Annotated in this window: 11 protein-coding genes and 1 riboswitch; all 11 genes read left to right on the top strand. The window is 32.8% G+C overall.

Annotated features, from left to right (window positions below; translation table 11 throughout):
* Nucleotides 1-40 precede the first annotated feature (40 nt).
* Nucleotides 41-970 carry an N-acetyltransferase gene (locus JJE11_RS07390; protein WP_291634122.1) on the top strand — a complete coding sequence of 310 codons (930 nt, stop codon included), beginning with the start codon at nucleotides 41-43 and terminating at the stop codon, nucleotides 968-970.
* A 90-nt stretch (nucleotides 971-1060) separates the two neighbouring features.
* Nucleotides 1061-1690, top strand: coding sequence for a hypothetical protein (locus JJE11_RS07385; protein WP_291634120.1), 630 nt, complete (start codon nucleotides 1061-1063; stop codon nucleotides 1688-1690).
* 19 nt (nucleotides 1691-1709) lie between these two features.
* Nucleotides 1710-3143, top strand: a complete 1434-nt coding sequence (locus tag JJE11_RS07380) for a flotillin family protein (RefSeq protein ID WP_291634119.1) — start codon at nucleotides 1710-1712, stop codon at nucleotides 3141-3143.
* Nucleotides 3144-3234: 91 nt separating this feature from the next.
* A riboswitch (Lysine riboswitch) is annotated at nucleotides 3235-3415 on the top strand.
* Nucleotides 3416-3558: 143 nt separating this feature from the next.
* Complete coding sequence (locus tag JJE11_RS07375; RefSeq protein WP_291634117.1) at nucleotides 3559-3948, top strand: hotdog domain-containing protein; 390 nt, start codon at nucleotides 3559-3561, stop codon at nucleotides 3946-3948.
* A 147-nt stretch (nucleotides 3949-4095) separates the two neighbouring features.
* Entirely contained in the window at nucleotides 4096-4917 is an 822-nt protein-coding gene (locus tag JJE11_RS07370) for a 3-keto-5-aminohexanoate cleavage protein (RefSeq protein WP_291634115.1), read from the top strand.
* Nucleotides 4918-4930: 13 nt separating this feature from the next.
* A complete protein-coding gene (locus JJE11_RS07365; RefSeq protein ID WP_291634113.1) occupies nucleotides 4931-5584 on the top strand; it encodes a 3-oxoacid CoA-transferase subunit A in 654 nt (217 codons plus the stop codon).
* 1 nt (nucleotide 5585) lies between these two features.
* Nucleotides 5586-6251, top strand: coding sequence for a 3-oxoacid CoA-transferase subunit B (locus tag JJE11_RS07360; RefSeq protein ID WP_291634111.1), 666 nt, complete (start codon nucleotides 5586-5588; stop codon nucleotides 6249-6251).
* Between the two features lie 54 nt (nucleotides 6252-6305).
* Nucleotides 6306-7340 carry an L-erythro-3,5-diaminohexanoate dehydrogenase gene (locus tag JJE11_RS07355; protein ID WP_291634109.1) on the top strand — a complete coding sequence of 345 codons (1035 nt, stop codon included), beginning with the start codon at nucleotides 6306-6308 and terminating at the stop codon, nucleotides 7338-7340.
* 146 nt (nucleotides 7341-7486) lie between these two features.
* The gene (gene ablA, locus JJE11_RS07350) at nucleotides 7487-8740 is read left to right on the top strand and encodes a lysine 2,3-aminomutase (protein ID WP_291634107.1); all 1254 of its coding nucleotides are present in this window, start codon (nucleotides 7487-7489) and stop codon (nucleotides 8738-8740) included.
* A 1-nt stretch (nucleotide 8741) separates the two neighbouring features.
* Nucleotides 8742-9785, top strand: a complete 1044-nt coding sequence (locus JJE11_RS07345; RefSeq protein WP_291634105.1) for a hypothetical protein — start codon at nucleotides 8742-8744, stop codon at nucleotides 9783-9785.
* Nucleotide 9786: 1 nt separating this feature from the next.
* A partial coding sequence (locus JJE11_RS07340; protein ID WP_291634103.1) for a hypothetical protein occupies nucleotides 9787-10889 on the top strand: 1103 nt, incomplete at its 3' end.

The raw sequence follows: 10889 nt of genomic DNA, 5'->3' as shown, positions 1-10889 counted from the left end.
GTAGTGCTTATTGGTTAAAGAACTAAAAGGGGGTGATTTAATGGAAATTAAACAATTCAAAGTAATATCTACTGCTCAGAGGAAGGAGTTATATAATTTTATTAAAAGTACGGATTTAACTTATAGCAAAACATATATAGAAATGATTAAAAAATATGAAAGTGATATTTTTAATGACGGTAACGGAATTTTTATACTATTTAATAATGGGAAAATTAAAGGAAGCATAGCTGTAATAACAAAGGAAATTAGCATTAAGGGGGAGGCATATGTTACAGATATCTATATTGAGAATGAAAATGCAGAAATAACTTTAGGTTATTCCATGGAAAGGGTAGTTGAATACTGCAATTTGTTTAGGACGGAAAGTATAAAAATTGGAATTCGTGAAAGCGAAACACATCTTATCCAATATATTAATAAATTGGAATTCTCCCATATTTATGATGCAGTAATTATGAGATATATAATTGATAAAAATACTGTTTTAAAAGGAAACAAAGGAATGGAACTGCTACCTCTTTCTATTTTAAACTCACATGAATATGTGAATATTCAAAATGAAGCTTTTAAAAATAGTCCTAACGGATGCACTGTAGATGAGGCTGAGGTTAAGGAGTATATAGTTAAATACGCTAACGATGATGATTTGATTGGAATTTGTTTTGCCCAAAAGAAGCCATGTGGGATATATGAACTTTCAATAGAGAAGAATATAGGATGGATTGACACTCTAGGAATTCAGCCTATTTATCAAAATAAAGGATTAGGAAGTGCATTAATAACAAAATGTATTGAAAAGTTATTTGATAAGAATTTGGACGAAATTAAACTGTTAGTGATTACGTCTAATGAAGTTGCAATGAATATGTATAAAGATAATGGATTTGAGGAGGAAAAAATATTTTCTTACTGGTTTGAAAAAAAAATAAGAAAGAATGGAGATGAAATAAATGCTATAAAAATATAATTGGAAAATGAGGAAGATAATGTGTATAATTAGAGTTGTTGTATTTGTGTTAAAAATGTAATTATTTTAAAATGGGAAAGGAAGTGTAGTATGTCACAGTGGTGGGGTAGTCTTGGAGATTTTGAAAGAATATTTTGGGTATTTGCATTCCCGTCCACAGCAGCATTTATTCTACAGATGATTATGACCTTTATAGGACTAGATGGTCATGGAGATATGATTAGTGATACTGCAGATTCGATGCAGGAAATACCCCAGGATTCAGTAGAATTAGAAAATTATGATAGTGCAGGAGAGTTTTTAGATTTAAAGTACAAATTTAAATTAGTTACCATAAGAAGTTTAGTAGTGTTTTTTACAGTTTTTTCATGGACGGGTATCGTAGCAACGACATCAGGCAAAGGAAAGATAGCTACGGTTATCATAGCCTTAATTTCAGGTTTTGTGATGATGTATATAGTATCTTATATTTATTTTTTCTTAAGCAAGTTCGTAGAAGATGGAACAATGAATATAACAAATGCCATTAATAGAGAAGGGCAAGTTTACTTAACCATTCCAGAAAGAAGAGAAAACAAAGGAAAAGTAGAAATAGTGGTTCAAGGCGCATTAAGATTACTTGAGGCAGTAACAGATGGAGATGCAATAGCTACAGGAAATAAGGTAGTAGTTATAAGTATTGTTGAAAATCAGTTTTTGCTGGTTGAAAAAATAGATTAAATATTAAGGAGGAAAATTTATGGGATCGAATGTTTATCAAATTATTTTACCAATTATTATTGTTTTAGCTATTTTCATAACTGCGATTGCAGTAATTGCGAGGTACAAGAAATGTCCTTCAGACAAAATTCTTGTTGTATATGGTATGACAGGGAGAACAAATGATGGAGAGTCACGATCGGCTAAATGTATCCATGGTGGAGCAGCCTTTATATGGCCTGTCATACAAAATTTTCAATTTTTAGAATTAACACCAATATCTATTGAGGTTAATTTAACCAATGCACTAAGTAAACAAAACATTAGAGTTGATGTACCTTCTAGATTTACAGTAGGTATTTCTACAGAGGCATCAATCATGCCTAATGCAGCTGAGAGGCTACTAGGACTACCTCAAAATGAAATTCAAGAATTAGCTAAAGATATAATTTTTGGTCAATTACGACTTGTTGTTGCTACTATGGATATTGAGGAAATAAACTCTGATAGAGATAAATTTTTATTAAATGTTGCCTCAAATGTAGAAGCAGAGCTTAAAAAGATAGGCTTAAAGCTTATTAATGTTAACGTTACTGATATTAGAGATGAATCTGGGTATATTGAAGCTCTTGGTAAAGAAGCAGCAGCTAAAGCTATCAATGATGCTAAGAAAACTGTAGCTGAAAAGAATAGAGATGGTGCCATAGGCGAGGCTGATGCCAAGCAAGATGAAAGAGTCAGAGTATCAGCAGCTAATGCTAAAGCCACAGAAGGAGAAAATTTAGCTAAGATAACTGTTGCTAATTCCGAGGCAGAAAAAATGGAAAGACAAGCAGAGGCTAATAGAAGATCAAATGCAGCACAAAAGGTTCAAGCAGCTAAAGCTCTTGAAGAATCTTATGTTGCAGAGCAATTGGCAGAAAAAGCTCGTGCTGATAGAGAAAGAGCTACAAAAGAAGCAGATGTAATAGTTCATGCTGAAATAGAAAAGAGAAGAGTCGAAATTGATGCCGAAGCAAAAGCTGAAACAATAAGAAGAATAGCCAAAGGTGAGGCAGATGCAACTCTAGCTAGAATGGAAGCAGAAGCTAAAGGTAACATGGAGATATTAACTAAACAAGCAGAAGGCCTAAAGAAAATTGTAGAAGCAGCAGGTAACAGTGCAGAAAATGCAGTAATGCTTATGATGACTGATAAAATTGAGCAACTTGTTACATTGCAGGTTGAAGCTATTAAAAATATTAAAATTGATAAAATTACTGTTTGGGATACAATGGGTGGAAACGGTAATGGTACCCCAACTACAGCAAATTTTTTATCAGGAATGTTAAAATCGGTTCCGCCGCTACAGGACGTATTTAAGTCAGCGGGTATGGAACTTCCAAACTATCTTAAAGGTAATTTTAATAGTGAAAATAAAAGTGAAGATGTGTCAGGAGTAGAAAAGTCGGAAGTAGAAATAGTAAAAAAATAAAAATATAATTTTCTGAAAAAGGACTTGCATTTAGATTATTTACGGATTATACTAAAGAAGAGATGAAAAATAAAGTAAAATTTAATAATTTCACATAAATAGAGGTGCAGATAAAGAGATAGTTTTTGAATGTTAAGGATATGAACATCCAATGTCAAAAATGAAGTAGTTGTTTGCCGAAAGAATATTTTGGTTCTTCAATATATTCTTGGGGATAGAAAGTAGTATTTCTATCACTGTCATAAAGTTTTTTATGGAGGGCTATTTATGTAATGAAAAGATTTTTTTTCATTGCATTAATAGGTTTAATACTTCTGTTAATTAAGGCATTGAAAACTCAATGCCTTTTTTGTTTTAGAAAAAAGGACATAAGTATTACAAACTACAACTACAATATAAAAAGGAGGAATATTATATGAAACCTTTAAAATCTTTAATCAGATTAAGAATGAGTGCTCATGATGCACATTATGGTGGAAACTTAGTGGATGGGGCAAGAATGATTCAATTATTTGGGGATGTAGCTACTGAACTTTTAATTTTAAACGATGGGGATGAAGGATTATTTAAAGCATATGATTCTGTAGAATTCATGGCACCAGTTTATGCAGGAGACTATATAGAAGCTGTTGGAGAAATAGTGAGTGTAGGAAATTCATCAAGAAAAATGATTTTTGAAGCAAGAAAAGTTATAGTGCCAAGAACAGATATAAGTGATTCAGCTTGTGACGTATTAGAAGAACCAATAGTGGTTTGTAAGGCAAGCGGAACTTGTGTAGTACTAAAAGCCAACCAAAGGAAATAATATTTAAGCTGAGTTAAATGTAAACTTTTTCATCTATTAGTTGATATTTAATTAGTAAATAAATTTATGGAAAAATGAAACAATGCATATAGTAAAACATAAAATTAATAATTAGTTTGTGCTAAGAGAACTACAAGGAGGATTCACATGGAAAAATTAATAATTACTGCAGCCATATCCGGAGCAGAAGTTACAAAAGAACATAATCCAAACGTTCCTTATACTGTTGAAGAAACAGCAATAGAAGCTGAAAAAGCGCATAAAGCAGGAGCTAGCATTATTCATCTGCATGTAAGAAAAGATGATGGAACACCTACTCAAGATAGGGAAAGATTTAAAGCTTGTATGGAAGCTATTAAGGAAAGATGTCCTGATGTAATTGTTCAACCATCAACAGGTGGAGCAGTTGGTATGAGCAATGAAGAAAGATTACAACCTGTTGATCTAAGACCGGAAATGGCAACTTTAGATTCAGGTACTTGTAATTTTGGTGGAGATGATGTATTCGTAAACACTGAAAACACTATAAAAGAATTTGGTCAAAAGATGATTGAGCTTGGAGTAAAGCCGGAAATTGAAGTTTTTGATAAGGGAATGATAGATATGGCTATAAGACTTCAAAAGAAAGGTTTTATAAAAACCCCAATGCACTTCAATTTTGTTATGGGTGTAAATGGAGGAATTTCAGCAACTGCAAGAGATTTAGTATTCATGGAAGGCAGCATACCAGAGGGAAGTACTTACACTGTATCAGGTATTGGAAGATTTCAATTCCAAATGGCAGCTATGGCTATTTCTATGGGTGGTCACGTTAGAGTTGGATTTGAAGATAATGTGTATATTGAAAAAGGAATACCAGCTAGATCAAACGCAGAACTCGTAGAAAGAGTAGCTAGACTTGCAAAAGAACTCGGCAGAAAAATTGCCACTCCTAGTGAAGCAAGAGAAATACTAGGTTTAAAAATATAAGGAGGTAAAATAAATGAATAAGGTTGTATCTTTAGAAAAAATTAAACCTTTACTTAAAGACGGAATGTCAATAATGATAGGTGGATTTTTAGCCTGCGGAACGCCTGAAAAGTTAATAGATTTATTAATAGAAACAAATGTTAAAAATTTAACTATAATAGCAAATGATACAGGTTATGTAGACAAAGGTATAGGCAGACTTGTAGTAAATGGCCAAGTTAAAAAGGTCATAGCTTCTCATATAGGAACAAATGCTGAAACCGGAAAACTTATGCATGACGGGAAAATGGAAGTAGAACTTTCACCACAAGGAACATTAATTGAAAGAATAAGAGCAGCAGGTGCTGGCCTTGGTGGTGTGCTTACATATACTGGAGTTGGTACTATGGTGGAAGAAGGAAAACGAAAGATTGCAATAGATGGTAAAGAATATTTATTAGAACTTCCAATCAAAGCGGATTTAGCACTTGTTTATGCGAGTGTAGTAGATGAACTTGGAAATGCAGCTTATTATGGAACAACAAGAAACTTTAACCCAATTATAGCTACTGCAGCAACTACAGTAATAGTACAAGCAGAAAAAGTTGTTAAAGTTGGAGAGCTTGATCCAAATAATGTTGTTACGCCAGGTGTTTTGGTTGATTATATTATAGGGGAGGCTAATTAATATGATTACAGATAGTAAACTTGCAAAAGAAATTATTGCAAAGAGAATTGCTGAAGAATTAGAAGATGGACAACTTGTTAATTTAGGTATAGGTCTTCCAACAATGGTTGCTAACTATATCCCAGAAGGCGTACATGTTACTTTCCAATCAGAAAATGGTATGGTTGGTATGGGTGCTTCTCCAGCAAAAGGAGAGGAAAATAATGATGTAACAAATGCAGGTGGTCAATTTACTACAGTACTTCCTGGCGGAGCATACTTTGATAGCGCAACGTCTTTCATGTTAATAAGAGGCGGACACGTTGATATGACTGTTCTTGGAGCACTAGAAGTAGCTCAAAATGGCGATTTAGCTAATTGGATTGTACCAGGCAAAATGGTTCCAGGTATGGGTGGTGCTATGGATTTATTAGTAGGAGCTAAAAAGGTTATTATTGCAATGAGACATACAGCTAAAGGAACTCCTAAAATATTAAAGCAATGTGCATTGCCACTAACCGCAAAAGGACAAGTTGACCTTATAGTTACGGAACTTGGAGTAATGGAAGTTACGAGTAAAGGTCTTGTACTTACTGAAATTCATAAAGATACAACAGTTGAAGAGGTTATATCACTTACGCAGGCAGAACTGATCATATCAGAAAATTTAAAAATAATGGACGTATAAACAAAGAAACAAATAATAAATAAAAAATAATATAAAAACAGGGGGAAATTAATTATGAAAAAAGGAAATAAATTCGGATCACACAGGGTAATATCACCACAAGGAGTGTTAACTCAAGCAGCTCAAAAAATCGACAACGATATGGTGATTTATGATAACGAAATTCTTATTGATGTTATTTCATTAAACATAGATTCAGCTAGTTTCACTCAAATAGAAAAGGAAGCTGATAAAGATGTAGAAAAGATAAAGGCTAAAATATTAGAAATAGTTGCAGAAAGAGGGAAAATGCAAAACCCAGTAACTGGATCAGGCGGAATGCTTATCGGAACAGTTGCGCAAATAGGAGACGCATTAAAGGATAGAGACTTAAAAGTTGGAGATAAAATAGCTTCATTAGTTTCATTATCATTAACTCCACTTAAAATAGAAGAGATTATAGATATTAAAATGGATATAGATAGAGTAGATGTTAAAGCTAAAGCTATATTATTTGAAAGTGGAATATATGCTAAACTTCCAAAAGATATGTCAGAAGCATTAGCACTTGCAGCTCTTGATGTTGCTGGAGCACCAGCTCAAACTGCTAAACTTGTAAAACCTGGCCAAAGTGTATTAGTACTTGGGGCCGCAGGAAAATCTGGAATGCTTTGTTGCTACGAAGCAATGAAAAGAGTGGGACCAACAGGAAATGTTGTAGCTATGGTTAGAAAACAAGCTCAAGCTGACAAATTAAAAGCATGGGGATTATGCCATGAATGTATAATAAGTGATGCTCAAAAACCAGTTGATGTTTTAGACAAAGCACTAGCTGTAAATAAAGGAAATGAATATGATTTATCAATTAGTTGTGTAAATATAGCAAATACTGAAATGGCTTGCATATTACCAGTTAAGGATGATGGTACGGTTTATTTCTTCTCAATGGCTACAAGCTTTACAAAAGCAGCTTTAGGTGCTGAAGGTGTTGGTAAAGACGTAAACATGATAATAGGAAATGGATATACTAAGGACCATGCTGAAATAACACTTGCAGAGCTTAGAGAAAGTGAAACACTAAGAAAAATATTTGATGAGTTATATATCTAATATTTTGATCATAATAATATTGCTTTCAATTTAAATTGAAAGCAATATTATTTGATTCATGACTAATTGTCTATATAAGGTTAATGTAAGAAAGCGCGAATTATCTTTATGATAATGAGGCTTCAATTAGATGGAGGCGACTATTAATGAGAGTAAACAGAAGATTTGAGCTTTTTAAAGATGCTACTGATGAGCAATGGAATGATTGGAAATGGCAAGTTGAAAATAGAATTGAAACTATAGACCAACTTAAAAAATATATACCTTTAACAGAAGATGAGGAAGAGGGTGCAAGAAAATGCACTGAAACATTAAGAATGGCTATAACTCCTTATTACTTATCGCTGATAGATATAAATGATCCACATGATCCAATAAGAAAACAAGCTATACCAACAGCGCTTGAAGTACATCAGTCACATGCTGATTTATTAGACCCACTACATGAAGATTCAGATTCTCCAGTGCCAGGACTCACGCACAGATATCCAGATAGAGTATTACTATTAATAACTGATCAATGCTCAATGTACTGCAGACACTGTACAAGAAGAAGATTTGCAGGGCAAAGCGATGCTGAGCTTCCTATGGCAAGAATAGACAAAGCAATCGATTACATTAGAGATACTCCAGAAGTTAGAGATGTACTATTATCAGGGGGAGATTGTCTGCTTGTTGAAGATGATAAATTAGAATATATAATAAAAAGACTAAGAGATATTCCTCACGTTGAAATAGTAAGACTTGGTTCAAGAGTCCCAGTAGTTCTTCCACAAAGAATTACAAAAGAATTAGTTAATATGTTAAACAAATATCATCCAATTTGGTTAAACACTCACTTTAATCATCCGAATGAAATTACAGAAGAAGCAAAACTTGCTTGTGAAATGCTATCTAATGCAGGAATACCTCTAGGAAATCAATCAGTGCTGTTAAGAGGAGTTAATGATTGTACACATATAATGCTAAAACTCGTAAATGAACTTGTTAAAATTAGAGTTAGACCTTACTATATCTATCAATGTGACCTTTCAATGGGACTTGAACACTTTAGAACACCAGTATCTAAAGGAATAGAAATTATGGAAGGATTAAGAGGACATACTTCAGGATTCTGTGTACCAACGTTTGTTGTTGATGCTCCAGGTGGTGGTGGAAAAATTCCAGTAATGCCTAATTACCTTATATCTCAAAGTCCTGATAAAGTAGTACTTAGAAACTTTGAAGGAGTTATAACTACTTATGAACAACCAACTAATTATACTTCAGACTGCCAATGCGCCGTATGTACCGGAGCTAAAAAAGTTCATAAAGTTGGAGTAGCAGGTCTATTAAATGGTCAGCAAATGGCTATGGAACCAGTTGGACTTGAGAGAAATTTAAGAGGACATCACGAATAAAATGAAAAATATCCACAACATCCCAAGTATTTTAGATATGATTAAAAAATACGATAGTATTTCTATTATAGGAATGAATAAAAATGTAGGAAAAACAACCACTTTAAATCATATATTAAGTGAGGCTAGAGGGAGAATATCCCTTGGGCTTACCTCTATAGGAAGAGACGGAGAAGAACTAGACCAAGTAACTGCCACTGAAAAACCTAAAATTTATATAGAACAAGGAACTATAATTGCTACTGCAAAACAATGCTTATTTAATAGTGATATCACTAGGGAGATTTTAAAAACTACGGGTTTTAATACTCCTATGGGCGAAATAATTATATGCAGAGCGTTAAGTGACGGATATGTAGATTTAGGAGGTCCATCTGTAAATTCTTATATGACTTTAATATGTGATGAGCTTAAAAGACTCGGAAGTGAGCTTACAATCGTAGATGGTGCCCTAAGCAGAAAAACCTTCGCTTCCCCTTCAATTACTGACGCTACAATTTTATCAACTGGAGCAGCACTGTCAAGAAGTATGGTTAAGGTTATAGAAGAAACTAGTCATATCGTTAAACTATTATCTTTAGAGAATGAAAAGGATATGAGTGTATTAAAGCTCGCTAGGGAAGTTTTACGTTGTGGAAAGATAGGCATTATTCACAAAGATAATGTTATAAAAATGCTAGGTGTGATTACAGCTCTTGGATCTTCTAAGGAAATTGTTGAGTCAATGGACAAAAATACTTCCTATGTAGTAATTAAAGGTGTAGTTTCAGATAAACTTTTAGAAGATATTATGACATCCACAAACCAGTATAAAGGAGTAACATTTCTAGTTGAAGATGGAACAAAACTGTTTTTAACTAGAGATACCCTTTATAAATTTAAAAAGCAAGGTGGAAGTATAAAAACAATAAATCCAATTAACATAGTATGTGTTACTTCCAATCCAAAGTCACCTTATGGGTATGAATTTGATAAGCATAAGTTTTTAGATGGACTTAGAAATGAGTTAAATGTACCTGTATTTGATGTAATTGGGGGAGAGTAAAATGAAATTTTTAGATAAAGAGCAGAGAGATCAAATTGGATTTTCTTTTGTTTTGGATAAACTAGGGATAACTACTCCTTATGGACTAGAGGAAAGAAAAAACATTAAGCCCTTTAAAGCTTCAGAAATAAATAAATTAACACATGAATTAAATAATATAGAAAATATATTTAAATCTATGAGTGCTAATACTTATGAGTATAACCAAATAGGAAGATTATTTTGTAAGCTCAAAGATATTAGAAATTCTATTAAAAGATGTAATAAAGCAGAAACACTAGATGAAGTTGAATTATATGAAATCAAATATTTTTCAATATTAGTAACAGATTTAAAAAATGTGTTAGATAAACTACAGCTTGATATGGAAGAAGTTCATCTAGGCCCTTTAGATGATATTATTTCTCTCCTAGACCCACAGGGGAAGAATATGTCTACTTTTTATGTTTATGATGAGTATTCAAAAACGTTGAAATGCATACGAGAAAATAAAAAACAAAAGGAAAAAGAAATTTTTGCTGAAACAATTGAGGAAAAAGTTAGTAAGTTAAAAGAGCAAAGGTTAGATTTAGTTATACAAGAAGAAGAGGAAGAATTAAGGATTAGAAAAGAGCTAACATTACAAATTTCTAAAGAAACTGGACTTATAAACCAGAATATAAAAGCAATAGGAAGATTAGATTTTTTGATTGCCAAAGCAGGTTTAGCTAGAGATTATAATGGGACCCGGCCAAAAATTTGTGAAGAAATGAAAATTCATATTGACGAAGCCTTTAATCCTGAAGTTAAGGAGATATTAGAAAGTGGTAAAAAGAAATTTACCCCTGTTAGTATAGATCTAAATGGAGGTACAACTATTATAACTGGTGCCAATATGGGGGGCAAAAGTGTTACCTTAAAGACTATTGTTTTAAATTTACTACTTGGACAAATGGGTTTTTTTGTGTTTGCAGAAAAAGCACAATTCCCAATCATGAGTTTTATTCATTTTGTTTCAGATGATATGCAATCCATCTCCAAAGGTTTAAGCACATTTGGAGCAGAAATAATAAAGTTAAAAGAAGTAGTAGAGTGTGCAAAAAGAGAAAATGGATTTATAGCTTT

Origin of the sequence: Clostridium sp. (genome assembly GCF_016650095.1) — a bacterium.
Lineage (GTDB): Bacteria > Bacillota > Clostridia > Clostridiales > Clostridiaceae > Clostridium_AD.
This window is presented reverse-complemented; position numbering and strand designations above follow the sequence as displayed.

What these genes read in the sequence shown, in the direction of transcription:
- JJE11_RS07390 (WP_291634122.1), top strand. Translation starts at nt 41, where the DNA reads ATGGAAATTAAACAATTCAAAGTAATATCTACTGCTCAGAGGAAGGAG.
- JJE11_RS07385 (WP_291634120.1), top strand. Translation starts at nt 1,061, where the DNA reads ATGTCACAGTGGTGGGGTAGTCTTGGAGATTTTGAAAGAATATTTTGG.
- JJE11_RS07380 (WP_291634119.1), top strand. Translation starts at nt 1,710, where the DNA reads ATGGGATCGAATGTTTATCAAATTATTTTACCAATTATTATTGTTTTA.
- JJE11_RS07375 (WP_291634117.1), top strand. Translation starts at nt 3,559, where the DNA reads ATGAAACCTTTAAAATCTTTAATCAGATTAAGAATGAGTGCTCATGAT.
- JJE11_RS07370 (WP_291634115.1), top strand. Translation starts at nt 4,096, where the DNA reads ATGGAAAAATTAATAATTACTGCAGCCATATCCGGAGCAGAAGTTACA.
- JJE11_RS07365 (WP_291634113.1), top strand. Translation starts at nt 4,931, where the DNA reads ATGAATAAGGTTGTATCTTTAGAAAAAATTAAACCTTTACTTAAAGAC.
- JJE11_RS07360 (WP_291634111.1), top strand. Translation starts at nt 5,586, where the DNA reads ATGATTACAGATAGTAAACTTGCAAAAGAAATTATTGCAAAGAGAATT.
- JJE11_RS07355 (WP_291634109.1), top strand. Translation starts at nt 6,306, where the DNA reads ATGAAAAAAGGAAATAAATTCGGATCACACAGGGTAATATCACCACAA.
- ablA (WP_291634107.1), top strand. Translation starts at nt 7,487, where the DNA reads ATGAGAGTAAACAGAAGATTTGAGCTTTTTAAAGATGCTACTGATGAG.
- JJE11_RS07345 (WP_291634105.1), top strand. Translation starts at nt 8,742, where the DNA reads ATGAAAAATATCCACAACATCCCAAGTATTTTAGATATGATTAAAAAA.